General features: G+C 41.0%; 17 protein-coding genes and 2 pseudogenes. 15 read left to right on the top strand and 4 right to left on the bottom strand.

Features of this window, described 5'->3' with window-relative positions:
* Positions 1-24 precede the first annotated feature (24 nt).
* From H5232_RS08780 to H5232_RS24185, 9 genes are all read left to right on the top strand, one after another.
* Positions 25-1,152 (top strand): alkaline phosphatase family protein, encoded by a 1,128-nt coding sequence (locus H5232_RS08780; RefSeq protein WP_182717390.1) that lies wholly within the window; start codon positions 25-27, stop codon positions 1,150-1,152.
* Entirely contained in the window at positions 1,149-2,213 is a 1,065-nt protein-coding gene (locus H5232_RS08785; RefSeq protein WP_182717391.1) for an alkaline phosphatase D family protein, read from the top strand. The genes H5232_RS08780 and H5232_RS08785 overlap by 4 nt, the downstream gene beginning before the upstream one ends.
* Positions 2,214-2,380: 167 nt before the next feature.
* Positions 2,381-5,689, top strand: coding sequence for an exodeoxyribonuclease V subunit gamma (gene recC / locus H5232_RS08790; RefSeq protein ID WP_182830789.1), 3,309 nt, complete (start codon positions 2,381-2,383; stop codon positions 5,687-5,689).
* On the top strand, positions 5,676-9,296 hold the full coding sequence (recB, locus tag H5232_RS08795; protein WP_182739630.1) for an exodeoxyribonuclease V subunit beta: 3,621 nt from the start codon (positions 5,676-5,678) through the stop codon (positions 9,294-9,296). The genes recC and recB overlap by 14 nt, the downstream gene beginning before the upstream one ends.
* Positions 9,293-11,266 (top strand): exodeoxyribonuclease V subunit alpha, encoded by a 1,974-nt coding sequence (gene recD, locus H5232_RS08800; RefSeq protein ID WP_182717394.1) that lies wholly within the window; start codon positions 9,293-9,295, stop codon positions 11,264-11,266. The genes recB and recD overlap by 4 nt, the downstream gene beginning before the upstream one ends.
* 135 nt (positions 11,267-11,401) lie before the next feature.
* Positions 11,402-12,268 (top strand): CARB/PSE/RTG family carbenicillin-hydrolyzing class A beta-lactamase, encoded by an 867-nt coding sequence (gene blaCARB / locus H5232_RS08805; RefSeq protein WP_182734283.1) that lies wholly within the window; start codon positions 11,402-11,404, stop codon positions 12,266-12,268.
* 164 nt (positions 12,269-12,432) lie between these two features.
* Positions 12,433-12,642, top strand: a complete 210-nt coding sequence (locus tag H5232_RS24180; RefSeq protein ID WP_310736869.1) for a PhzF family phenazine biosynthesis protein — start codon at positions 12,433-12,435, stop codon at positions 12,640-12,642.
* The gene (locus H5232_RS08810; RefSeq protein WP_259400119.1) at positions 12,605-13,297 is read left to right on the top strand and encodes a PhzF family phenazine biosynthesis protein; all 693 of its coding nucleotides are present in this window, start codon (positions 12,605-12,607) and stop codon (positions 13,295-13,297) included. Before H5232_RS24180 ends, H5232_RS08810 begins: the two co-directional genes overlap by 38 nt.
* 164 nt (positions 13,298-13,461) lie before the next feature.
* Complete coding sequence (locus H5232_RS24185; protein ID WP_310736870.1) at positions 13,462-13,818, top strand: MAPEG family protein; 357 nt, start codon at positions 13,462-13,464, stop codon at positions 13,816-13,818.
* A 25-nt stretch (positions 13,819-13,843) separates the two neighbouring features.
* Here H5232_RS24185 and H5232_RS08820 read toward each other — a convergent pair whose 3' ends face one another.
* Together H5232_RS08820 and H5232_RS08825 are read right to left on the bottom strand one after the other, a co-directional pair.
* The gene (locus H5232_RS08820) at positions 13,844-15,043 is read right to left on the bottom strand and encodes an Nramp family divalent metal transporter (protein WP_013464769.1); all 1,200 of its coding nucleotides are present in this window, start codon (positions 15,041-15,043) and stop codon (positions 13,844-13,846) included.
* A gap of 408 nt (positions 15,044-15,451) precedes the next feature.
* The gene (locus H5232_RS08825; protein WP_182830790.1) at positions 15,452-16,714 is read right to left on the bottom strand and encodes a valine--pyruvate transaminase; all 1,263 of its coding nucleotides are present in this window, start codon (positions 16,712-16,714) and stop codon (positions 15,452-15,454) included.
* A gap of 234 nt (positions 16,715-16,948) precedes the next feature.
* Here H5232_RS08825 and H5232_RS08830 point away from each other — a divergent pair, with 234 nt between their 5' ends.
* The 4 genes from H5232_RS08830 to H5232_RS08845 all read left to right on the top strand — a co-directional run bounded on the left by H5232_RS08830 (position 16,949) and on the right by H5232_RS08845 (position 23,234).
* Positions 16,949-17,962 (top strand): endonuclease/exonuclease/phosphatase family protein, encoded by a 1,014-nt coding sequence (locus tag H5232_RS08830; RefSeq protein WP_182830791.1) that lies wholly within the window; start codon positions 16,949-16,951, stop codon positions 17,960-17,962.
* 354 nt (positions 17,963-18,316) lie between these two features.
* Positions 18,317-19,321, top strand: coding sequence for an HlyD family secretion protein (locus H5232_RS08835; RefSeq protein WP_128583623.1), 1,005 nt, complete (start codon positions 18,317-18,319; stop codon positions 19,319-19,321).
* The gene (gene rbbA / locus H5232_RS08840; protein WP_182830792.1) at positions 19,321-22,110 is read left to right on the top strand and encodes a ribosome-associated ATPase/putative transporter RbbA; all 2,790 of its coding nucleotides are present in this window, start codon (positions 19,321-19,323) and stop codon (positions 22,108-22,110) included. Before H5232_RS08835 ends, rbbA begins: the two co-directional genes overlap by 1 nt.
* A 2-nt stretch (positions 22,111-22,112) precedes the next feature.
* Positions 22,113-23,234: an ABC transporter permease gene (locus tag H5232_RS08845; protein WP_182739625.1), complete on the top strand. Its 1,122-nt coding sequence runs from the start codon at positions 22,113-22,115 to the stop codon at positions 23,232-23,234.
* A gap of 304 nt (positions 23,235-23,538) precedes the next feature.
* Here H5232_RS08845 and H5232_RS08850 read toward each other — a convergent pair whose 3' ends face one another.
* Positions 23,539-24,705, bottom strand: a complete 1,167-nt coding sequence (locus H5232_RS08850; protein WP_182830793.1) for a DUF3103 family protein — start codon at positions 24,703-24,705, stop codon at positions 23,539-23,541.
* Between the two features lie 279 nt (positions 24,706-24,984).
* Between H5232_RS08850 and H5232_RS08855 the strand changes: the two genes are divergently transcribed.
* A complete protein-coding gene (locus tag H5232_RS08855; protein ID WP_182717402.1) occupies positions 24,985-25,404 on the top strand; it encodes an MAPEG family protein in 420 nt (139 codons plus the stop codon).
* Between the two features lie 47 nt (positions 25,405-25,451).
* Here the strand turns inward: H5232_RS08855 and H5232_RS24190 are convergent.
* Positions 25,452-25,667, bottom strand: a pseudogene (locus H5232_RS24190) (EamA family transporter); the annotation flags it as partial.
* An 11-nt stretch (positions 25,668-25,678) separates the two neighbouring features.
* On the opposite strand from H5232_RS24190, the pseudogene H5232_RS24615 reads away from it, so the two are divergent.
* A pseudogene (locus tag H5232_RS24615) lies at positions 25,679-25,896 on the top strand (ClbS/DfsB family four-helix bundle protein); the annotation flags it as partial.
* Between the last annotated feature and the right edge of the window lie 3 nt (positions 25,897-25,899).

A 25,899-nucleotide genomic window follows, 5' to 3' on the forward strand; every position in this document is an offset into this window, starting at 1 on the left:
TGGGTTTTTATTGATAGGAATACTATGAAAGCAATAGCTAAACTGGCCGTAATAGGCTGTACATTAATGGTAAGTCATATTGTCAAAGCCAGTGATAATGTCGTGCTTGTGACGCTTGATGGAGTGCGTTGGCAAGAGGTATTTAACGGCGCCGATCAAAAATTGTTAGCAAATCCCGATTTTGTTAAACAGCCTGAGCAATTGAAACAACAGTTTTGGCGCGATGACAAACACGCCCGACAAGCTCAGTTAATGCCATTTATTAGCAATACGATTGCTCAACACGGTGTGTTAATTGGCGATAGAGAGAATGGTTCAACAATGTCGGTGAGTAACCCGTGGTATTTTTCATACCCAGGCTACAGTGAGATCTTAACTGGCAGTGTTGATGAGGCAATTAACAGTAATGATAAAACGCCAAATCCAAATAAAACTATTTTAGAGCGATTAGAGCAACGCGCTGACTATAAAAATAAAACCGCCTTATTTGGTAGTTGGGATGTATTTCCGTTTATTGTTAATACCAAACGCAGCGACGTATATGTAAATGCGGGTTTTATGCCAATTGAGGCAGACTTATTTGCCGATGCGCCACTATTAAATGCTTTACAACAGGAGATCCCAAGTCCTTGGCATAATGTGCGTTTAGACAGTTTTACATATCGTTTTGCCAAAGCTTATATGCTGGCAAAAAAGCCTAAGTTATTAGTGATCAGCTTAGGTGAAACCGATGATTTTGCCCATGATGGTCATTACGATCACTATTTGCAGTCGGCTAAACAAAGTGACGCTTTTATCAAAGATTTATGGCAAACCATTCAGACTACACCTGGCTATAAAAATAACACAACGCTTATTATCACCACGGATCATGGCCGTGGCAGTAACGCTAATGATTGGCAGCATCATAGTTCAAAACAAGCAATGGCAAAATCGGAGCAAGGTCGTAAAGCTTTTCCTGAGGGAATTATTGGCTCTGAGCATATTTGGTTAGCTGCAATTGGCCCAGATATTAAACCGCAAGGTTTATTAAAAACAACAACAGAGCTCAAACAAGCACAAGTTGCGGCAACGATTTTAACCGTACTTGGCGAAAACCCTAAGCAGCTTAATCCCGCTATGGCGGATGCAATTAATGAGATTTTAAAATGAAGCATTTAATTAAAGCGGCCGCATTGGTAAGCATTGTTGCGAGTTTTTCAGTATTAAGTACACCGCAAAAACTAACGCCACAAAAAATACTGTTTGGCTCATGTGGGCATCAAGATAAAGATATTCCGATTTTTGACGCGATCAATAAAGAGCAGGCAGATTTGTTTATCTTTTTGGGTGATAACATCTACGGCGACACCAACGATATGCGCGTACTTGCCGATAAATATCAGCGCTTAGGCGCTAAGCCCGGCTTTAAAACGTTAAAAGCACAGACTCCCCTTATTGCCATGTGGGATGATCATGATTTTGGCCAAAATGATGCAGGTAAAGAGTACCCACATAAAGAACAGTCTCGGGAAATTATGCTCGACTTTTGGCAAGAGCCACCGGGTTCAGTGCGTCGCACACGTGCCGATGGGATTTATACCTCGTATATGTATGGTGAAGGTGAGCACACGATACAAGTGATCATGCCTGATCTGCGTTGGAACCGCGATGCACTTAACCACGTTAGTGAAACACAATACAAGACTGAGCGTAAAGCGAATAATCAAGGGCCTTATAGCCCAAGTGAAGTAAAAGGCGCATCGATGTTAGGTGAGGCGCAGTGGCAATGGCTTGAACAAGAGCTTAAAAAGCCTGCTGCAATTAAACTGATTGCTTCGAGCTTACAGTTACTGCCTGACTTTACCGGCTGGGAGTCATGGGCTAATTTTCCGGAGGATAGAAACCGTTTATTTGCGTTAATTAAAAAACACAAAGTAAACGGCGTGGTAATTATCAGTGGTGACACACATTGGGGTGAGATATCAAGGTATGAACAAAACCTTGATTATCCACTGATTGAAATGACCAGCTCAGGCCTTACTGAAAAATGGAAAAACGTTAGTCCTAATAAACACCGCGTGGGGAAGTTCACACATGACGTTAATTACGGTGATTTAAGCATTGATTGGCAACAAACAGATCCAGCTATTTCACTCCAGCTAAAAGGCATTGATGGCGATGTGATCATGCAAAGCCAATTTAGCTTATCAAGTATTAGCCCATATAAATAATGACTCCCTCAGAAAATAAAACGCACAGTAGCTATACTGTGCGTATAAAAAGTGAGTTAATTATTGTGCTAACTCGCTGATTTATTAATGCCAATTAGCGACAATGGCTACCCCTATAATTGAAAATATCTTACACTGTTTTTATCTCAAGCAAGAACAGTGTCGCTATGCTCAATATTATTCAATCTAACCGTATGGAAGCCCTGCAAGCGCAGTTTCATCAGCTTTTAAAAGTAAACCCATTAAGCAGCCCGTTTGATAAAGAAGTGGTGTTGGTGCAATCTCCGGGTATGTCGCAGTGGCTGAAAATTGGTTTAAGTGAAAGTTTGGGGGTGGCAGCACAGGTAGATTTTCCACTGCCGTCGAGTTTCATTTGGCAGTTATACCAGCAGCTATTACCGAATGTACCCAAAGAGTCGGCGTTTAATAAACCTAATCTTGCTTGGAAGTTATTTGCTATTTTACCAAACTGCATTGATGAACCGTTATATTTACCCCTTAAAACCTACCTAGCAGGTGATACTGACGGTCAAAAAACCTTTGCTTTATGTGAAAAAATAGCCGATGTATATGACCAATATTTAATGTACCGTCCGCACTGGATAGCCACATGGGACAGCGGCACTGATAAATTAGATGATGTAGATATTAGTATCGCGCCGTGGCAGCCTGATCTGTGGCGAAAAATAGTAGCGCATAGTCAAGTGCTTGGGCAAAGTCAGTTTCATCGCGCCAATATGCAAGGGCAGTTATTAGCCGCGCTTGATAAAATGGACAGTAGCTTATTACCAAAGCGGATCAGTTTATTTGGTATTTCAGCCATTGCCAGTTCGCAACTTGATGTGTTTGATGCATTAAGTAAAAAAACTGAGGTGTTTTTATTCTTTTTTAATCCCAGCGAACATTATTGGGGGGATTTAATTGATGAAAAAACTGCAGCTAAAATAACGGCTAAATACGCCAAAATGCCATTGCTGGAAGCGCAGCAAAAAAAGCAAAGTGAGCCAGAGCAAGACTACTATTTTATTGGTAATCCGTTGTTATCATCGTGGGGTAAATTAGGCCGTGATTACTTTGAACAACTGGTACAGCGTGACGCAAGCTGGATTGATGGCTTTATTGATGTGTTTGACGACAGTTTACTTGGTCAAATTCAAAGCGAAATTTACCAGTTAGCGTTTAAAGGTGAATCCCTTACTGACAATAAAGAATGGTTTATAAACGATGAAGGTAAGCTTGCAATAAGCGCTACCGATACCAGCATTGCTCTAAGTGATTGCCATACTCCACTTAGAGAAGTTGAGCGTTTGCACGATTACTTACTTAATTTATTTAATCAAAACCCCGCACTCACCGCAAAAGATATTATAGTAATGATGCCGGATGTTGGCACTTATAGCCCTTACATCGAAGCGGTATTTGGTGGTGCGCAGGGTAACCGTTTTATTCCCTATGCGTTAGCCGATCTAGCCATTGAGCAAGAAAAACCGGTACTGAGTTCGTTTGCAAGCTTAGCTGATCTGCCGTTTTCGCGCTTTGGTGTGTCAGATATCCTTGATTTACTGCAAGTGACGCAAATAGCTGAAAAGTTTAGTGTTGAAGCGCACGAATATGAGCAAATTCAATATTGGCTTGAGCGTGTTGGCGTCAAGTGGGGAATAAACGCCGAGCATAAGCATAGCTTTGATTTACCCGCGATAGAATTAAATACCTGGCAACATGGCTTAAACCGCTTATTGTTAGGTATTGCCCAACGTGATGAACAATGCCCGTTTAATGGCATATATAGCGCTGATGAAGTGGAAGGGATGGCACTTGATACACTCAATAAATTAGTGCATTTTATTGATGTATTGCAACACTTTAAACACAGGCTCACCCCAGACGACACGCTAACTAATAAAACCCTTATCCTGAGTGAACTATTAACGGCTATTTACGAGAGCGAAAGCGACGATAGCTGGGATTTACTGGTACTGCAAAAGGTGCTCGAAGAGCTGCAAAAGCACCATGATAATGGCGATTACACGCAAGTAGTGTCACAGCGTATTGTGAGTTATTTAATTAAACAAGGCATTCAAGAAAAAGGTGTAGGGCAACGCTTTTTAGTCGGCCAAGTGAACTTTTGTACGCTAATGCCAATGCGTGCTGTGCCATTTAAAGTGGTGTGTATGTTAGGGCTTAACGATGCCGATTACCCACGAACTGTGCAGCCGATTGGTTTTGATTTAGTGCCTTATTCGAAAAAGCAAAAAGGTGACCGATCGCGCAAATTAGATGACCGTTACTTATTTTTAGAAGCGCTGCTCAGTGCCCGTGATAACTTATACATGAGCTATATTGGCCGTTCATGTTTTGATAATCAACCGCGTATGCCATCAACCTTAGTGAGTGAATTACTAGAATACATTGGCCGCAGTTTCAAATTTGCTGAGCCAAGTGAGCAAACCTTGCCTGAGTGTTTGATCAATAAACAGCATTTACAGCCTTTTAATAGCCTAAATTATCAGGCAGATACCACTAATACGCTGCAATCCAATCACAGTTATAATCCAATTTGGTTACCCGCTCAGGCGATAATCCCAGAGCCACTGACGGCGCTTGAGGTCAGCGCACCTGAACATCTTGAGCTGGATATGTTTATCCGCAGCGTATGCAATGCACAAGAGAGTTTTTATCAGCAAAGTTTAGGGTTGCGTTTAGCACAATTTAACGAAGTAGCTAAAGATGAAGAGCCATTTAGTTTAGACGCACTGCAGCGTTATTTTTATCTCGACGAAATACTCGAAGCGGCTATTTTTGAGCAGCCCCTTAGTCGTGAGCAAATACTGCAACGAGGCGAGTTACCGCAGGCGCATGTTGGAGATTTGATCTTTGAGAAAATGCAGCACCGGGTTGATGCACTGGCAGGGCAAGTTAAAGAGCACATCAAGGGCGGCAAAAATGAACCGATTGAAGTTGCGCTAACACTTCACAGTGATAACAACAGTACTGAGCTTGAAGGCTGGTTAAATCATCTTTATCAGCACAAACAAGTGTTTTATCGTAGTGCCAGTATCAAGGCAAAAGATCTCATCAAGGGCTTTATATATCACCTTGTTGCGCAGTGCGTGGATCAACATGTAGAAACTGTATTACTTGGGCTTGATAAACAAATCACTTTTGCAGCTTTGGATAAAGCAGATGCCCAAGCACTGTTGCAAGATTGGTTTACTTTATATAACGCGCTACTTAAAGAACCCGTAGCGTTTTTTCCTGTGAGTGGCTATGAATACGTAAAAAGTGGTGGCGATATTGGCAAAGCAATGAGCAAATTTAGCCCACAATATATTGGCCGAGGCGAGGGCGAGAACCCCTATATTCGCTTAACAACGCAATCGTTGAATGAGTGCCAAGAGGAATTTATACGCTGGAGCGATATGCTACTTGCGCCGTTATTTGCACATGCAAAGGAGAGTGACCATGCAAGCGCTTAATCCACTTACGATGCCGCTTATTGGGCAAAGTCTCATTGAAGCCAGTGCAGGCACCGGTAAAACTTATACTATTACAGGTTTATATTTACGTTATTTACTCGGCATGCAAATCGCGCAACAACACTCATCGCCCGTAAATACTCCGTTGAGTGTTGAACAAATATTGGTCGTTACGTTTACCGATGCCGCCACCCAAGAAATTAAAGACCGTGTGCGCACTCGTATTATAGCAGCACGTGATGCACTGCTTGGCCAAGCAACAGAGGATGAGCTGATCAATGCTGTGATCGCCACAATCGATGATAAACACCGTGCATTTGATTTGCTCGATGCCGCCGCTAAATCGATGGATGAAGCAGCAATATTCACCATTCATGGTTTTTGCCAACGAATGTTAAAACAGCATGCGTTTGAGTCTGGTGTGGCGTTTAATTTGGAGTTTATTTTAGATCAACGGGAGATCTTGCTTGAAACCATTAAAGATTTTTGGCGAGTGTTTGTATATCCACTCAATAAAGAAAAAACCGATGCAATTTTAGAGGTATTTGCTGCCCCTGAAGCGTTATTTAGTAAAGTGGCCAACATACTTAATAAAGGCAATGCGCTGGTTACTCCGCAAATAAAACTAGATGATGTGTGGCAAGCACGCGAGCTATATCTTGGTAAAGTCGCGAGCTTTAAAAAAGCCTGCCTTGATAGCGAATTTATTGCAGCTGTAAAAAGCTCTGGCTTAAGTGGTGCCAAAACACCTGCACGTAAAGGTAGCCTTGCAGCGCTTGAGGCATTTTGTAAAGGTGATGAGCTATTTTTTGAGTTTGGTACAAACAAGTACTCTTATGAAATATGGAGTACTGAAAACCTCAGTGACGAAGCTAATTATAAAAAAAATCAGCCTTTGTTTAGTCATGTAATGCTTAGCCAGTTTGATGAAATGGCTAAGCTTGTTAACACTGTTAATCAAGGCTTGGCAATCGCTATTGTGCAACATGCGGCAAGTTGGGTTAAACAAGCCATTGTAAAACGCAAGCAAGAGCAAAGCGTTATAACTCCTGATGATTTATTAACTAATTTGCACAGTGCACTCAATACAGAGCAAGGCGCAGCACTGGCAGAAAAAATAGCGCAGTTGTTCCCGGTAGCGATGATTGATGAGTTTCAAGATACTGATCCCATTCAGTACGGTATTTTTAGTAAAATTTATAGCCAAGAAAACACCACGCTTGCCATGATAGGCGACCCTAAACAAGCTATTTACGGTTTTAGGGGCGCGGATATTTTTACGTACATTGGTGCTAAACACGAAGTGGCAAAGGAGCAGCAATTTACCCTTGGTACTAACTTTCGTTCCAGTAGCGATGTGGTTGCAAGCGTCAATGCACTGTTTAGTAAACACGATAACAGCTTTATTTATAACGATGCGATCCCGTTTAATCGCGTGGCGGCACAAGGTAAAAAAGCCGATAAATCGTTTTTAATAGATGGCCAACCTGCCACCGCCTTTGAGTTTTGTGTGTTTGCAGATAGCGCCGCAGATGAAAAAAATAAACCAACTAATAAAGGCATTGGCCAGCAACATTTAGCTAGCTATTTTGCCAATAAAATAGTGATCTTACTTGAGCAAGCACAGCAAGGGCGTGCGTGTATTGCGAATAAGCCAGTCACGGCGGCAGATATTTGTATTTTGGTGCGTGATCGGGTTGAAGCGCAAATTATGAAAAAAGCCCTCAGTGATGCCAAAATTGCGAGCGTGTACTTATCCCGTGAGAGTGTATTTAGCCAAGAGCTGAGCCATCATTTACTTAATTTTTTATCGGCTTTACATGGCCAATACAACGAATCATTGTTGCGAGGCGTGTTAGCTGGGCCACTATTTTGCTTAAGTTATAATGACATTTATGCCTTGGCTGATGATGAAGCACAGTGGCAAGAGCATCTTAACTTTTTTGCTTACCTGAGCTCTATTTGGTACAAACAAGGTGCAATGGCAATGCTTGAGCACTTACTCAGTCACAATCAATTAAGCGCGAAATGGCAAGGGTTGGGTTACAACGTTGAACGTTGGCTGACCGATTTTCGTCATTTAGGCGAGATCCTACAGCAAAAACAAATCGAGCTAGAGGGTACTTTACGGTTATTACGTTGGTTTGCGCAGCAAGTAAGTCAACAAGATGGTGAAACCGTGCAAGTACGCCTTGAGAGTGATGCCAATTTGGTAAAAATAGTCACTATGCATGCTTCAAAAGGGCTTGAATACCCGCTGGTATTTATGCCATTTGCCAGCGGTTATCGTGAAACGAAAGATGCGTTGTATCATCAGGATGGCCAGCTGATTTACGATCTCAGTAAAAACGATGATGCGTTACAAAAAGCGGAGCAAGAACGCCTAGCTGAAGATCTACGGTTATTGTATGTTGCACTCACTCGCGCCGTTCATTACTGCGCAATTGGTATGTATAACCTAGGCCAAGGACAAAGTAGTCGGTTGGCAATTCAAAGTAGCTCCTTAGGGCATGTATTATTTGCAGGACTTGATATCACCAGTAGTTTAGTGTGGCGCACGCATTTACAAGAGTTTTGTGCTGACAAACCAGCCATGAGCTATCAACAGTTTACTAGCGAAGAGTTATCTCAGCAGGGTGCATTATCACTGCAATCAAGCCAAACACAAAGTCACAGTGTGAGTGTTAATAAGGTTAAAGTTAAAATTGAACGTGATTGGCGCATCACCAGTTTTAGTGCGCTGAGTTTTAAAAGTCATAGCGAGCATTTAGAACCTGGGCGCAGCGACGAAGATCATCAAAAAGATGAGTTTGCCACGCAACAAGACGATATTCGCTCACCTTATAGCTTTCCCAAGGGGGCAAAACCGGGTAGTTGTTTACACGAGATTTTTGAGCAATTGGATTTCACCAGCCCAGAGCAGCACCCCACAAACCATGAGCAAAACCTAAGCGTGGTAGTTGAGCGCAGCTTAAACAAATACCATATTAGTGAGCAATGGCAAGAGACAACTGAGCAATGGGTGCTTGCCGCGTTAAACTGCCCATTGAATGAAAACGGTTTAAGCTTAAGTAAATTAACGCCACGGGATTGTTTGGTTGAAATGGAGTTTAATCTGCCAATTACCAGTTTAACGGCAAAAGGCTTGAATGAAACATTGATTAAGCACTTTGGTTTTAATCAAAGTAGGCTCGATTTTTATGATGTAAAAGGCTTATTAAAAGGGTTTGTCGATTTAATATTTTGTCATAACGAGCAGTATTTTATTTTGGATTATAAGTCTAACTTTTTAGGCAACCAGCCAACTGATTATGAGCAAGAGCATTTAGAGCAAGCTATGAGTAGCCACCAGTACCATTTACAGTATCTAATTTACACCGTGGCATTGCATCGGTTATTAAAACAACGGATCAACAATTACAGCATTGAGCAGCATTTAGGTGGCGTATATTACACCTTTTTACGTGGTATGGCAGATGGAAAAGGTGTGTACTTTAAAAAGTTGACCGCCGAGCAAGTTATTATTTTAGATGGGCTTTTTAGTCAAGGCAGTGTTGCCCAAAGCATAGATGAGGCAACCGAAAATAGCCAAGGAGCAATGCTATGAGCGTGTTAGATACCAATACAGCCATTGCAACAGCAGCGACGAACGACGTACAAATAGTGCCATTATTTGATTACCTACTTAGCGAAAACCGGCTACGAATGGTTGATATAAAACTGGCAGAATTACTGTGTAGCAGTGAGCAAACTCAACAACCAAACGACGTTTATTCACTGCTTTTATTACTCTGTTTATCGCAGCAAAGTCAGCACAGCTGTTTAGATTTAGCGCAGGTAGATTGGCGTAATCCGTTTAATTTACGCCAAAGTGATTTTACCAAACTAGCGGGCATAATTCCTGACACACTCAGCCCGTTTAACGACACATTTACCACCGCAGAGGCAATTAATTGCTTGCAAAACCATCCTAGTGTCGGGGAGACTAAACCGTTACAGTTACTTGAACAACGACTTTATTTTGCACGTCTAAGCGGTTATGAGCAAACACTGGCATCAAGATTGTTGTTAATGAGTGAGCGTAAGCTCGATATTGATAGCGATAAGTTAACTCAGTTACTTTGTGACTATTTCCCCGAACAAGATGCACCAGAGCAAGGGCTCGATTGGCAAAAGGTTGCCTGTGCGATGGCAGCAACCAAAGGCTTTAGCGTTATTACCGGTGGCCCAGGAACAGGTAAAACCACGACCGTGACTAAGCTACTAGCAATTTTACAATCGCTTTATCAAAATGCCCCACTGAGTATTAAGTTGGTGGCACCGACAGGCAAAGCCGCTGCGCGATTAAGTGAATCAATCCTTGGGGCAAAACAACAGTTAAAAGATAAAATAAGCGCTGCTATTACGCCGCTGATCCCAGAAAGCGCGCAAACGATTCACCGGTTACTGGGGGTAAAACCGTTTACTAATAAGTTTAGGCATAACCGCAGTAATCCATTGCATTTAGATGTATTGATCATTGATGAAGCGTCGATGGTTGATTTATCGCTGATGGCTAAACTAATTGAGGCCTTACCAGAGCATGCGCGACTTATATTACTCGGTGACAAAGACCAGCTTGCCTCGGTTGATACCGGCAGTGTAATGAGCGATTTATGCCAAGGTTTAGTGCTTGGCCAAACACCAAGTTATTCAGAGGCGCGTTGCGCTGAACTAAACAGCTTATGCTTTAATAACCAGCGCAAATTAGTCGCAGGTAATAGTCAATTCAAACTGGCCGACTGTATCGCGTTTTTACAGCACAGTTACCGTTTCACAGCCGACAGCGGCATAGGTCAATTAGCATTAGCGGTTAATACCAATAACAGCGGCAAGCTCAATTATGTAGAGCAAGAGCTGAGCAGCGGCCAATTTAAAGACGTTATTTTAGACTATGACATTGTAAGTAAACCGATTGATAAACTAGTACAAAGCGCCGCCAGTAAATACGCTCAGTATCTTAATTTAATTAAACAACACGCGAGCGTACAAGACATACATAAAGCTTTTGCCAGTTACCAGTTGTTAGCCGCAGTACGCGAAGGCGATTATGGCGTTCATAGTTTAAATAAACGCATTGAAACGCAATTAAGCCAGCAAGGATTGATTAATGTAAACTCAAATCAGCGGCATTATTTGGGCATGCCGATTATGATTGCGCAAAACGATTATCAGCTAAAACTATTTAATGGAGATATTGGGATTTTAATGCACGACGACAGTGCCCAGCTCAAAGCCATATTTATTGACGAGCAGGGCAATCAACGGGCATTTTCACCAGCCAGACTACCAGCCCATGACACAGTTTATGTAATGACTATTCATAAATCACAAGGCTCCGAGTTTGCCTATACGGCTATGGTACTGCCACCACAAAACCAAGCAACTGCCGGCATCAACCGCCAGTTAGTCTACACCGGCATTACCCGTGCTAAAAACACTTTCGAGCTGGTGGCTGATAAAAAAGTGTTGTTAATGGCAATGAATAAATCAGTCAGCAGGGCATCAGGATTGTATGAGAGGTTGGTGGAGTTTTGAAAGGGAAAGCTTTAAGTTTTAAGCTGCTTGCTCTGACCCCGTTAAATTTATCATGTAGGTCAAGCTTTAGCTTTTTTGTTGTCACAGATGCTTTGATATAAAATGCTGGTTAATCAGAATCATGGGATTAAATAGATGAATTCTTTATTGGTTATTTTGCTTTTAATACCATTTGTGGCATTTTCACATAGCCCAAAATTTCAACAAGTGGAGCAAGAAGCTAGGTTAATCGAAGTGACGCTTTCGGGCCGGATAGGGGTAACGGTTCTTGATACTAAAAATGGAGAATACTGGGATTACAAAGGTGATGAACGCTTCCCTTTGACAAGTACTTTTAAAACAATTGCTTGTGCAAAGTTATTGTATGACTCTGAGCAAGGGGATATTAATCTTAATAGTACAGTCAAAATTAAAAAGACAGATCTTGTGACGTATTCTCCGGTTATAGAAAAGTATGTAGGACAAGCAATAACCCTCGATGATGTGTGCTCTGCAACCATGAAAACAAGTGATAATACCGCGGCAAACATCATCATAAATGCAGTAGGGGGCACAGAAAGCATAACTGATTTTGTAAGGCACACAGGGGATGAAAAAACTCGCTTAGACCGTTTTGAGCCCGAGTTAAATGAAGGAATACCAGGAGACTTAAGGGATACAACGACTCCTAAATCAATAGCAAACACTTTAAATGAACTATTATTCGGCTCAACACTTTCTCCAATGAGCCAAGAAAAGTTAAAAGCATGGATGGTCAATAACCAAGTAACTGGTAACTTGTTGCGCTCAGTGTTGCCTGAAGGTTGGAACATAGCCGATCGTTCCGGAGCTGGTGGCTTTGGTGCTCGAAGCATTACAGCTGTAGTATGGAGTGAACATCAATCACCGATCATAATTAGCATCTATATAGCGCAAACTGAGGTCTCAATGAAAGAACGCAATGAGGTGATCGCTAAACTAGGGAACTCCATTTTTAAAGTTTATACATCGCAGTCTCGTTGATAAAGCTAACGTTGAGGTCTTTCATGGATAAAGAGTTAAGTCTGATGATCCTGCCAGAACAGCTAAACCATTGAATCAAAATAGCAACTCGGCTATGGTTGATGGATTAAAAGATAAATAAAACGAGTCACTTTTAAGGCTCGTTATAGAGGGAGTAGGTACAGGTGGATATTGAAGTTGCTTTGGTAAGTGCGTTTACAGTAAATGGCAAAGGTGGCAACCCTGCTGGTGTTGTGTTTAATGCTGACAGGTTCACAGATGCTCAAAAATTAAAAATTGCCCAAGCTGTTGGGTATTCAGAAACGGCTTTTGTTGCTAGTGATAATGAAGCTGATTTTGAGGTGTCTTTTTTTTACTACAACAGCAGAAGTTGATTTTTGTGGCCATGCTACGTTAGCTACTTTTTCTACTATGTTCCAAGAAGGTATGCTTACTGCGGGCACTTATGTTCAGCGCACCAAGGCTGGCATGTTATCAGTGAGTATTGAACCAAATGGTAAGGTTGTCATGGATCAGCAGTTACCTGAAAAAATAGCTGGTTTTTCATATCAAGAAATTGCCCATGTGATAGGTATTGAAAGTGATATACTTGAAAGCACAAACTTACCTATTGAAGCTATTTCAACAGGACTAGCCGATGTCATTATTGCTGTTCCTCATGGCTATTTAGATGCAATAGAGCCAAACGATGAACGTATCGCTGATTTTTGCAAACAGCATAACCTTGTTGGCTTTCATGTTTTTGAGCTTTGTGAAGTGCAAAGTAAACATACAGCCAGCTGCCGTAACTTTGCTCCTTTGTTTGGTATTTCTGAAGAGTCAGCAACAGGAAGCTCTTGTGGGGCTTTAGCATGTTACCTTACCGAGCACCTTACTGAGTTAGGAAGTGAATATGTTTTTGAACAAGGTAGGGCTATGAATTGCCATTCAATAATTACAGCATCAGTTGAGTCTAACAATTCAATAATAAACAGCGTAAAGGTGGGTGGTTTTGCCAATAGTATAGGCTCAGTAATAGTTGCCGTATAACAGCTACTCTCTTAAGCCTAGTAATTGACAATAGCGTACAATTGACTGTTTTTATTCTATGTTGAAGAAGCTTGTTTTAGCGAAGGTTAGATTACTTTAAAGGACTCAGTGTGAAATGAATACTATATTTTTGCCCATGTTCGCGCACGTGATTTTTGTGTGTTGTGCTATATGGTTTGCTCACTATTGCCAGAGCCCCAAGTGTATGGGGGCTTGGTAAAAGAGCGGATGGCTCTAATCCATTTCAATCTATACAGCCAAAACTCAGCGCTAATTTGAGCAACCAATTCGAGTGGCCGGTATTTTTTCATCTGGTTTGTGTGCTTTTAATTTCTACTGATTCAACAATTAGTTCAGCTTATTATTTGCTAGCTTGGGTCTTTATCGCTGGGCGAGTGTTGCACAGTGGTGTTCAAATATTCACTTCAAACATCAGGCTGCGAGGAAGTGTTTTTACAATTAACTTCATCGCAGTACTCGCAATGTGGGTGATGTATAGCATTGAAAAAATGAGCAGTTAACAAGGTGGAAAGACTCGCAAACGTATCAAAAAATCAAACTAAACAGCTTGTAACCACTTAAGCCAAAAATAAGCACTAACACCGGTAAAGTAAGTAAGTTTACCAACATTGAGTTGGTGTATTTGCCCATTACTGTTTTTTGGTTAACCAGCCACACTAGGTAGGTGGTTACAATAGGCAGTAATAGTCCATTAGCTGCTTGGGCAAAAATTATCACGGCAACAGGGTCTAAACCCAGAGACGCCACGGCTGCACCAAATAATAAAATAACAATGGCGACACTTTTAAAGCGGGTGTTATCCATTTTATTTGACCAACCTAACATGCCACATACTGCATACGCACCGGCAAGAGGGGCTGTTATTGCGCTGGTTAAACCTGCTGCAAATAAGCCAATAGCAAAAAAGTAATGGGCAGCATCGCCAAGTAATGGCTCAAGTTGTACCGCCATGTTGGCAGCGCTAATTTGCCCTGCATCTGTGCCATAAAATGCCACTGACGCGGTTGATAAAATAGCCAGCGTGATCACGCCACCTAAGGTGATAGACACACCCGTATCTACATTAGTTTGCTTAATGACTTTTTGCTTATCACTTTTGCTGTCGTGTCTTGCAGCTAAAACACCTGAGTGTAAAAATAAGTTATACGGCACTATGGTGGTGCCCACTAATGCCAATACGGTGGTAATTGAACCCTCAGGCATACTAGGAATAAACCCTGCTAACACATCACTCAGCGAGGGAGCAGCCATAACTAACGTAGAGATAAACACTAGGCTCATTAAAATCACTAATAAAATAAGCGCGTTTTCAACGACTTTGTGTTTACCGCTGTAAAGTAACACCGCACTTAAAAATGCAATGAGTGGCGTCCAAAGCTGGGCATTAACATGAGGGAATATTTCAATTAATCCCATGCTGGCACCGCTAAGGTTGCCAGCTTCATAGGCGGCACTGCCTACTCCAATGGCGCTGATCACTAAAAATATAGCGAGAGATTTAAATAGGGGCGTTTCAATGTGAGCTCTTAGCGCTTGCGCTAAATCTTGCCCGGTGGCTACGCCAAGGCGCGCCGCCATAGATTGTAATAATATGGTGGCAATAACTGAAAACAGTAATGTCCATATTAGTGCAAAACCAAAGTTTGCACCTGCCACGCTGGCAGTCGTAATAGTCCCTGGTCCAATGAAGGCAGCGGTGACGAGTAGTCCTGGTCCTAATCGCATAATTGACCTTAATAGTACTTTTGTATATTGCTATTTAAAGTTACATCTAACGTTTTATAACGCGATGCCTGTATTATTGCTGCCACTTATATTAAGTGCCTTGCAGCGATAGCCGCCCCTTGGCAAACCCTTTTTTGATGATAATCATATGTTAAAAAAGGTCGCGTAGCATACCAACTTATATATAAATTTAAAGGGGGTGTGGCGCGTTTGCACAAAATTAATACAATCAATAAATAACAGTAATAACCGCTTACCTCAGTTTAGGGCTTATTTAACGGCTTAGAGGATGACTGAATAACCTTAAATTGTTTACAGGTTTATGCCAATAACTATAGGCACTATAAACGCTTTGCACGCACTGTATTCACGCAAAGGGTTTGAATGCCCCACACAATATCACTCCATTCATGCCATCACGGCTTTAATGGCCTCTAAGCCTTTTCGCAAAGTGTTGGCATCGGTTGCATAATTAATGCGAATGCACTGGTGTTTGTGTGCCCAAGCATCATCAATACCAATAAAAAAATTATGCCCGGGAATAATATAAACATCCTGCTCTTTAAGCTTTTGGTAAAGTTGTTCGCTGGTTATTTTTGCCTCTTTAAACCACAGCCACATAAAAAATGCGCCTTCTACTTTGTGTAAGTAAACGGGGAGGTGGGCAAATATTTCATCAAACAAGTTCATTGCTGTTTGTGCTTTTTCTCGATAAAAAGGCAGCACTGAATTTTTACACAGCGGGAGGAGTTCATCTTCATTAATTAGGCGTGTTACTAAACTTGGGCCAAAACTGTTAGGCGATAAAACCATACTGCCATTTACACGGCCAATGGCTTTAATTATGTCATTGTTAGCCACTACAATACCGGTTCGCAACCCCGGTAGGCCAAGCTTTGAAAGCGACATGCATAAAATAATGTTTGAGTTCCAGGTTAAGTTTACATCGGTATAAATACACCCAGGGAATGGGTCGCCGTAGGCGTTATCAATGATCAGTGGGATATTATATTGCTTAGCCAATAAATCGAGATGATGTACTTCTTCATCAGTAATGACATTGCCTGTAGGGTTAGTCGGGCGAGACATACACAGTGCGCTAATGCTGCTGTCGCTTGCTAATACTTGCTCAACAGCTTTAAAATTAATGATATATTTAAATTGGTTTGAGCCACTTTCAGTATTTAAAATTTCGATATCGGGCTTTATTGCTACAAACATATCGTCAGTTAAGCCTTGATCTGCATAGCCTACATATTCAGGTGCCAGCGGAAATAAAATCTTTTTATGGCTTCCATCAGGCATACTGCCAGCTAACAGATTAAATAACACAAAAAAATTGGCTTGGCTGCCATTACCAAGCGCTATATTATTTGCGGTTAAATCCCATGAGTATTCACTTTTTAGTTGCTTGGCCAGAGCTGCACGAAATGCATCATTACCTGTTGGGCCATCGTAAAGTCCAAATACGTTGGAAAGTGTATTATTAGCAACAAGCTTTTGTAACTCATTGATAAAAATATTATTAACCTCAGGCACTAAGGCCGGATTACCACCACCGAGCATAACAATATTTGGATTATTACTGTTTTTAGCATCGCCTAAATCTTCCATTAACTGAGTAATACCATTAGGTTGAGTAAATTTAGTGCCGAAGTTTGAGTAATCCATAATGACCGTGTGCCTTAAAAAATGATAAGTTAGTGTAAATTAACACTATGAATTTGATATTGAAAAATTTTCACCGATTAGATTACTATAGCGATAACCCGCTATAATCGTTTTTCATATTTTAAGTAGGGCAGCCTTATCAGCAACCTTGAATCACACACTAAAACACCTTTAAACACCACAGCAGACGATTCGGTTATTACTGATACGATTCTTAAAATTGCCACTTTTAACTTGTTTAATTACCTTGAGCCGCCTAATGCCTATTATGAATTTGAACGCATATACACCGCAGAGCAGTGGGCTAAAAAGCAGCGTTGGCTTATTAATTACTTAACCGAGCATCAGCCTGATGTGATTGGTTTTCAAGAAGTATTTAGTATTGAGTCGCTTAAAGAATTAGTTAAAGAGCAAGGTTATGCGTACTTTGCCGTGGTAGATGAGCCCCAGGTAATCGACGACTTTATTTACAAACGCCCTGTAGTAGCGCTTGCTGCTAAATACCCCATCGTTGAAGTGGCAACTGTTGAGCATGACCATGAGTTTGCTGAAACCCTTGGTTTAACTGAGGATTTTACATTTAGCCGAAAGGTGCTTAGAGCTACAATAACCTTACCGCATATCGGCAACACGGATTGTTATGTGGTGCATTTTAAGTCTAAGCGCTCAATGATAGAGCTTGATGAGCAAAACAAAGACCTCACACCCGAAAAAAACATTATTGAGTTATTAAAAGCCGATATAGCAGGGAGTTGGGGCTCAACTATTCAGCGCGGCAGTGAAGCCACATTACTGATGATGGACATCATTGCGCGCCGCGAATCTACACAAAACCCAATGGTTTTAATGGGCGATTTTAACAACGACTTAGCCGATGGCGTTTTAAGCCATTTACTAACAAATACACTGCGCTTTGCCCCCACGTTTGACAGTAAAACTTACCTTGTAAAATATTGCCTTAACGACGCATGGCAGTTATTTGCAAAGTCGCAATTAAATTTGGCTAATCAAAATAATGAAAATACAGTGGATTTAAAGCGAAAGCCTACCCATTATTTTGGCGCGAGAAGCTCAGTGCTTGACTACATTTTGCTATCTTGCGAGTTTGACTCAAGTTACGACGACAGCTTTTTTGAGGTGAGCCAGTACCATACTTACGATCGTCATTTAATTAACCCTGAATTTGAGCGTGATGATTTAAGCACCGATCATGGCGTGGTATTGATTAGCTTAGCATTAAGGTCGTAGCGGGTTTTGTTACTATAAATTGTAAGCTAATCTGCCGCTGACATAATTAGTATTAAGGCGCTCAGTAGGTGCCTTGATGTTTTCCCTTTCTTTTATCCTGCTGTTTTAAAAAATCAGCAGTAATTAGTGCATTAACTCTAATTTATATTGATCTACATCATCTTTATTAACGGTGAGAGTGGTAAATTAGTGACGGTGGATTTTTAAGTTCGTTTAAATCACTTATTACAACTACCCTTGTTGTACTTACAAAGCAGGGTTGCTTTCATATAACAATTAGCGTGCTGTATCCTAACAATTTTTACCTTAACTACCCTCACTTACATTACTTTTACATACATGGAGTTTTAGCACATGACAATTAAATCAACGTTCAAATCTTTGAGTAAACTCGCTGTTTTGGTCATTGTGGGCGGGGCTGGCTGGTATGCTTGGCAAACCTTGCAACCTACATCATTTGCTGAACAACTCCCTGACAGTGTTGCCTATGGAAATGGCCGAATTGAAGCAACCGAGTACGATATTGCTACAAAACTACCGGGCCGCTTAGTTGACGTTATGGTGCAAGAAGGCGATATGGTCAAAGCGGGTCAAACGTTAGCGGTTATTGATACTGATGATTTAAATGCACAGTTACGTGAAGCTCAGGCGGGGCTTCGTGTTGCCAATGAGTCTCGTAAATACGCATTAGCGATTGTAGAGCAGCATAAAAGTGAGCTTAATTTTGCACAAACTGAATTGCGCCGCTCTGCAAAATTATTAGAAAAAGGCCATATTTCAAAAGAAGTGGTAGATCAACAACGAACCACCTCTGCTATTGCGCAAGCTGCTTTAACCGCGGCAAACGTAAAAGTTGTGCAGTCGGATGCTGAAATAGAAGCAGCGCAGGCACGTATTGAGCGATTACAAAGCAACATAGCCGACAGCACGCTCACAGCACCAATCAATGGACGCATATTGTATCGATTAGCTGAGCCTGGCGAAGTGCTTGGCAGTGGTGGCAAGGTTTTATCGTTATTGGATTTAACCGATGTTTATATGAGTATATATTTACCAACAGCGCAAGCAGGCAAGGTAACAATAGGCTCACAAGCACGCATTGTTATTGATGCTGTTGCCGAGTATACATTACCGGCTAAAGTGACGTTTGTGTCTGCACAGGCGCAATTTACCCCTAAATCGGTAGAAACCCGAAACGAGCGCGATAAACTGATGTTTAGAGTTAAGGTAAAACTCGACTCGCAGTTATTAAAAGACCATATCAAACAAGTAAAAACAGGGGTGCCAGGGCTTGCTTATGTGTTGTTAGCGCCTGAAAAAAATTGGCCTACGTCATTACAGGTACGAGTACCTGAATAATGGATAACGACGATAAAAACATTCAACAGCCACCACGTGAAAGTGTGGTTACGCTTACTAAGGTGAGCCATCGCTATGCTAATAATCGCGTGCTGGACAACATTAGTATTTCATTACCTGCCGGGAAAATGGTCGGGTTTATAGGCCCTGATGGCGTAGGAAAATCAAGCTTGCTGGCACTTATAGCGGGGGCAAGGGCGATTCAAGTGGGAGAGGTTGAGGTATTAAACGGCAATATGCGCAGCAGTGGTTTTCGTAATACGGTGCAGCCACGCATTGCTTACATGCCTCAAGGGCTTGGCAAAAATGTGTATCCAACACTTTCTGTGTTTGAAAATATAGATTTTTTTGGTCGTCTATTTTCTCAAAATAAAGCCGAGCGAAAACAACGAATTAATAACCTTTTAAAAAGTACAGGCTTAGAGGCATTTGCCGATCGCCCCGCAGAAAAGCTCTCTGGTGGGATGAAACAAAAACTCGGTTTGTGCTGCGCACTGATCCATGACCCTCAATTATTAATTTTAGATGAGCCAACTACCGGAGTTGATCCGCTATCGCGTCGTCAATTTTGGCAATTAATAAACAGTATTCGTGCTGAAAATACACAAATGAGCGTACTGGTTGCGACCGCCTACATGGAAGAAGCCGATGATTTTGATTGGCTAGTTGCTATGGACGATGGAAAAGTAATCGGTACGGGCAGCCCACAAAACCTGAAAGCGCAAACTAATAAAGAATCGCTTGATGAAGCCTTTATAGCATTACTTCCTGAAGAAAAGCGCCATGATCATCAGCGGTTAGTTGTGCCACCTCGTAAACAAGACTTAAACACAACTCAGTTCGCTATAGAAGCAAATGGATTATGTAAAACATTTGGCGATTTTACCGCCGTTAACAAGGTGAGCTTGAGTATTGAACAAGGTGAAATTTTTGGCTTTTTAGGCTCAAATGGCTGTGGAAAAACTACCACAATGAAAATGCTTACGGGGTTACAACCGGCAACCAGTGGCGAAGCAAAATTGTTTGGTGAAAAGGTCGATGCCAATAACATCGAAAGCCGCAAGCGCGTTGGTTTTATGTCACAAGCGTTTTCGCTTTATAACGAGCTTACAGTGAAGCAAAACTTGGTATTGCATGCGCGTTTATTTCACTTACCCGCAGAGAAAATAGAGCCGCGCGTTAAAGATTTAATTACTCGGTTTAACCTTAAAAAATACAGTGACGATTTTCCTACCGATTTGCCCCTAGGTATTCGCCAGCGTTTATCGCTTGCTGTTGCGGTAGTACATAGCCCTGAAATGCTCATACTTGATGAGCCCACATCGGGGGTAGACCCCGTTGCAAGGGATGACTTTTGGCAGCTACTCATAGAGCTTTCGCGCGAACAAGGCGTGACTATTTTTATTTCGACTCACTTTATGGATGAAGCGGCACGTTGCGATAGAATTTCGTTAATGCATGCAGGTAAAATACTTGCCAGCGATACGCCAGCTGCACTGTGCCAAGCGCGTAATACCGACACACTAGAAGCTGCCTTTATTGAATATTTAGAAGAGGCGGTAAATGCAGCGGGAGCAAGCTCGGCGATACAAGCATCGATAACGGATAAACCCAAAGCATTGGCTACAGCGCCCGCTACTCGTAAAAATAACACTAACCCCACATTTAGTTTGTTGCGGTTATTTGGTTATGCGCATCGCGAAACGCTAGAGTTATGGCGCGATCCTATTCGCCTAACGTTTGCTTTGCTGGGCTCGATAATTTTGCTGTTTATTTTAGGTTATGGCATTACATTTGATGTTGAAGATTTAAGCTTTGCGGTACTAGATCAAGACCAATCACCCGAGAGCCGCAACTACATTCAAAATATGGCAGGTTCGCGTTACTTTATTCAAAAAGCAGATATTAAAAGCCCGCAAGAACTTGATAAACGAATGCGCAGTGGTGAGTTAAGCGTGGCCGTTGAAATTCCACCTAACTTTGCTCAGCAATTTAAACGCGGCCGTAAACCTGAAATTGTAGTGTGGATTGATGGTTCTATGCCGTTTAGGGCAGAAACGATTAATGGTTATATGAGCGGCGTGTATTACAGCTATTTAACCAACTTATCTTTACGCACTTATGCACAAGTACCAAACTTAGTGCCAGCTAATATTGAATCTCGATATCGTTATAACCAAGATTTTAAAAGCATTGAGGCCATGGTGCCGGCGGTTATTCCACTACTATTGGTATTTATACCTGCGATATTGATGGCGCTTGGCGTAGTGCGGGAAAAAGAGTTGGGTTCAATCATAAACTTATATGTAACACCGGTTAACCGGCTGGAATTTATTATTGGCAAACAGCTGCCTTACATTTTAGTGAGTATGATCAGCTTTTTTGGCTTAGTCGCACTTGCTATTACCGTGTTTGGTGTGGCGCTAAAAGGCAGCTTTTGGGCGCTTAGTTTGGCTGCATTATTATACGTTACAGCGACTACGGGGGTGGGGCTGTTAATTTCGGCTTTTACAAAAACACAAATTTCAGCACTGGCAGCCACTACGGTGGTGGTGTTGATGATTGCCGTTAACTTTTGTGGGCTAATTGACCCTGTTTCTTCCTTGGAAGGGTTTGGGGCGATTATTGGCAAATTGTTTCCGACCACCTACTTTTTAGAAGCGTGTCGAGGGGTCTTTAATAAAGCGCTTAATTTTTCTGATTTATCAGCCCAGCTACTGCCTTTATTCGCTTTTATACCCGTGCTGACTCTGGCCAGTGTATTTTTACTTCCAAAGCAGGACAAATAGCCATGCAACGTCGCGGAAACATTATTAATTTAGGTATTAAAGAGTTGCGTAGTTTATGGCGTGATAAGGTTTTACTGCTATTTGTTTTTTTTGCTTTTACTGGGCTGATTTATGTAGTGGCTTCAGCCACGTCGATAGAGTTAAATAATGCACCAATTGCAGTTGTTGATCACGACCAATCGCAATTATCCAAGCGTATTATTGATGCCTTTTATGAGCCTTACTTTAAAACGCCAGACAGTATTTCATTAAGCGATGTTGACTCAGCTATGGATAATGGCCGTTATACTTTTGTGCTTAATATCCCGCCTTATTTTGAGCGTGATGTACTTGCAGCTAAGCAACCTACAATTCAAGTAAATATAGATGCTACGCGCATGTCGCAAGCATTTATTGGTGATAACTATATTCAAACCATTATTAACGGCGAAGTAAATGAGTTTGTGCAAGGTTATCGAACCGTTTATTCATTGCCAATAAAGCAATCGGCGCACATTATGTTTAATCCAAACATGACAAGCGTATGGTTTGGTAGCGTAATGGAATTGATGAACGTGATCACAATGATTTCGATTATTTTAACTGGCGCCGCGGTGATCCGTGAACGCGAACACGGCACATTAGAGCATTTATTAGTGATGCCATTAAGCCCTTTTGAAATAGTGATGGCGAAAATTTGGGCCAATGGGTTAGTGATTTTATTACTGACTACGTTTTCATTATTTATTGTGATCGAAGGTTTGTTACAAGTGCCTATTCATGGCTCGCCAGGCTTATTTTTATTTGGCGTTGCTATTCATTTATTTGCGACCACATCACTGGGTATATTGTTAGGGACGCAGGCGCGTACCATGCCGCAACTCGGGTTATTGATGATCTTAATTTTATTACCATTACAAATGCTCTCTGGCGGTGTTACGCCGCGAGAAAGTATGCCTGAGGTGGTGCAAAATATTATGTTATTGGCGCCAACAACGCATTTTGTAAAATTTGCTCAAGCAATTTTATACCGAGGGGCAGGGTGGGATGTAGTTTGGCCTTACTTTTTAGCGTTAGTTGTTATTGGCAGTGTGTTTTTTACTGTTGCATTAATGCGCTTTCGTAAATCAGTGGCGCAAGGTTAGGGTAATATACCAACCTGCATAAATATTTGAACAATTTAACGAATTAAATCACCCTATAACGTTGTTAAAAATTTTTCATTTAGAACAACTAGATATCAAAAATTTTGCCTAGTTATAGAGCAATTTTCTTATCGTTAAAATAGATCCCATATCCAAGCAGATTGGTATTAAATATAACGCGTGTTTTCAAAAAAGTGGCTGTTTAAGATAAAGCCACCCGTTAACGTTAAAGCGCTAATGGGTGGCTATTGAAGTATGGGGGAGTGATACCATCCGCAATAATAATTAAGCGAATGGGGATGACTTAGTTTAGTCTTGGGTTAATTTCTAAAGGAGACAGCGTAATGGTCGCATTACTGCTTGCTCCTTTATATTCTTGATAGTCTTTGTTTTCAAACAGCGTGTAAAAAACATCAACATAATCGTCATTATTAGTAAACCATTCATCCGGCATTGCTTTTAGTAGTTCATTGGTCAGCTTAGGGATAATGGCATAACCTTGCGCTTGTAAATCAGGAATGCTCGCCATTACTTGCTCTGATATTTCTAATAATTTTATTGCTAGAGTTTTATAGTTGGTGTTGTCATCTTGTTCCATTAAGAGTAAATCGACCGCTTGCCAACGATAACGCTGCCAATGAATTAAAACCTGATTAGGGCTGTAATCGGTTTGATCATGATCTAAATACGGTAAATCAACGATATCTAATATTGGTTCATCTCGTGTCGGGTCGATACCCGTTACAATGGCATAAATTTCAGCACCACCTGAGATCCAAGGTTCTTTGTCATCTTCTAAGCGTATTTTTTTCAATACACTGGTTTGCAGAGGTTTTTCATTGCTTAACTGGTTTTGTGGACTAACCGTGGTTTTACTGAATTTGTTAGCAGATAAAATTCCTCTCATTACTGCAATACCCGCATCTTGTACTTTTTGTTGATCTAATTCGACAATAAATACAGGTTGGGTCGGCATTTGATCAACACTAAGATAATGAATGTCACCATACTGATCGAACGCTTCAATTTCGCTCCATTGCGTATCGTCACCAGCAGGTGCAAATGCAAATAAAGGGCGTTCGCCTTGCTGCCAAGCGCTAAGCATTGTGTCACTTGCCAAACGCACTTGTAACAAACTACCGGTGTTTTGTGGTAAACCTTTAAGTTGTTGTAACGCGCTGTTTGCTAAACGAGTATTTTGTTGTGTGTGCATGCCTAAAGACGGTAGCTGGTCCGCATTCAAAACCAGTTTATATTGGCTTAGCGTTTGTTTAAGATCAGCGTTTAATACACTGTAATTAAGCGCTATTTGTTTTGCGAAATTGCGTTTAATGGTGGTTACGTCTTTGTATTGCGCCAACTTAGACAAGTTTTCACCTTTTTCGATTTCATATTGAGCTGAAAAAGCGGGCGCTGATACACAGTTCAACAGCGCTAAAGTTGCTAAGCACTTGGTTATTTTATTCATCATATTTATTTTACCGTTCCGTTATCAGTAACGTTATAAAACAATACTTAGAATAAATAATCAAATAAAAATTATAAAATACGTAATTAGTACTGGTTTTAAGTTGCGCTCAGACTCTAAAAAAATACCAAGACGCTGTGATAGAGTAAGTTTTATATAAAGAATGAATCTATTACAAAAAATTATTTTACTAAAAAGTAATTGCTATATACATCAGTGGCTTATCTTTGGCTTGATAGTTGCTGTAACTACTACTCTAATAACAACACAAAGGATTAAACAATGACCGATATAGCACATTCAGCGTTTATAGCATTTTATTTATATTTAATTATGATGTTAGTACAGTGGGCAGTGGCGACGTTTAGTAAAGCCAAACAGCCTGGGGCTGTGCCAGGAAAAATTGATAAAGACCTATCTCATGAGAGTTTTATATTTAGAGCGCATCGCACCTTTCATAACACATTAGAAAACAGCGCGTTATTTATAGGAACGGTTTTATTTGCTTTTGTGATGAATTACCACAGTTCGGTTTTTGCAATCTGTATTTGGGTTTACGTCATTGCACGTTTAATTCATATGGCACTGTATTACGCAATTGCCACCGAGAAAAACCCCAGCCCGCGTAGCTACTTCTTTTTGATTGGCGTAATTGCGAATCTAGTTATGCTGGTGATGCTAGGGCTAAGATTAGCCAGCTAATAAAACCTGATAAAGCGAGAAGCATTATTTGCTTCTCGTTTTTAAATTTAATTATCTACTACAGGTTTTTTTGTGCGAGAAACCCAAAAGCAAATTAACGAACCAATCGTCACCAGCACAACACCTTGTTAAAAAGAGTCAGCTAAAGCAACGGATAAGTAAATAGAGGCAAACACAGTTGAAAAAATAGGGGTAAAATAAGACAAGGTGCCTAAAAGTATCATATTGCCACCTATAACGGCCTGATTCCACAAAGCATACCCTTACCTAATAACAAGAGTATCGAGACTGGAAATACGATGATCTACTTATGGAGCTTGAATTTAAGGCAAACGATATATTCTTGCTTATTTCAGCTTAAATAACTATGAATTTTATGGTGTAACCTGGTACGAAAAATGGAAATTGGGACGTAAGATTCAGTTTAATACGTCATCATCGATGAAAAAGGTACGTACAAAAGTTCGGCGTTTTAATCGGAACTTCACATAGCAA

Origin of the sequence: Pseudoalteromonas sp. SG41-5, assembly GCF_014164495.1 — a bacterium.
Classification (GTDB): Bacteria; Pseudomonadota; Gammaproteobacteria; order Enterobacterales; family Alteromonadaceae; genus Pseudoalteromonas; species Pseudoalteromonas rhizosphaerae.

What these genes read in the sequence shown, in the direction of transcription:
- H5232_RS08780 (WP_182717390.1), top strand. Translation starts at nt 25, where the DNA reads ATGAAAGCAATAGCTAAACTGGCCGTAATAGGCTGTACATTAATGGTA.
- H5232_RS08785 (WP_182717391.1), top strand. Translation starts at nt 1,149, where the DNA reads ATGAAGCATTTAATTAAAGCGGCCGCATTGGTAAGCATTGTTGCGAGT.
- recC (WP_182830789.1), top strand. Translation starts at nt 2,381, where the DNA reads ATGCTCAATATTATTCAATCTAACCGTATGGAAGCCCTGCAAGCGCAG.
- recB (WP_182739630.1), top strand. Translation starts at nt 5,676, where the DNA reads ATGCAAGCGCTTAATCCACTTACGATGCCGCTTATTGGGCAAAGTCTC.
- recD (WP_182717394.1), top strand. Translation starts at nt 9,293, where the DNA reads ATGAGCGTGTTAGATACCAATACAGCCATTGCAACAGCAGCGACGAAC.
- blaCARB (WP_182734283.1), top strand. Translation starts at nt 11,402, where the DNA reads ATGAATTCTTTATTGGTTATTTTGCTTTTAATACCATTTGTGGCATTT.
- H5232_RS08820 (WP_013464769.1), bottom strand. Translation starts at nt 15,043, where the DNA reads ATGCGATTAGGACCAGGACTACTCGTCACCGCTGCCTTCATTGGACCA.
- H5232_RS08825 (WP_182830790.1), bottom strand. Translation starts at nt 16,714, where the DNA reads ATGGATTACTCAAACTTCGGCACTAAATTTACTCAACCTAATGGTATT.
- H5232_RS08835 (WP_128583623.1), top strand. Translation starts at nt 18,317, where the DNA reads ATGACAATTAAATCAACGTTCAAATCTTTGAGTAAACTCGCTGTTTTG.
- rbbA (WP_182830792.1), top strand. Translation starts at nt 19,321, where the DNA reads ATGGATAACGACGATAAAAACATTCAACAGCCACCACGTGAAAGTGTG.
- H5232_RS08845 (WP_182739625.1), top strand. Translation starts at nt 22,113, where the DNA reads ATGCAACGTCGCGGAAACATTATTAATTTAGGTATTAAAGAGTTGCGT.
- H5232_RS08850 (WP_182830793.1), bottom strand. Translation starts at nt 24,705, where the DNA reads ATGATGAATAAAATAACCAAGTGCTTAGCAACTTTAGCGCTGTTGAAC.
- H5232_RS08855 (WP_182717402.1), top strand. Translation starts at nt 24,985, where the DNA reads ATGACCGATATAGCACATTCAGCGTTTATAGCATTTTATTTATATTTA.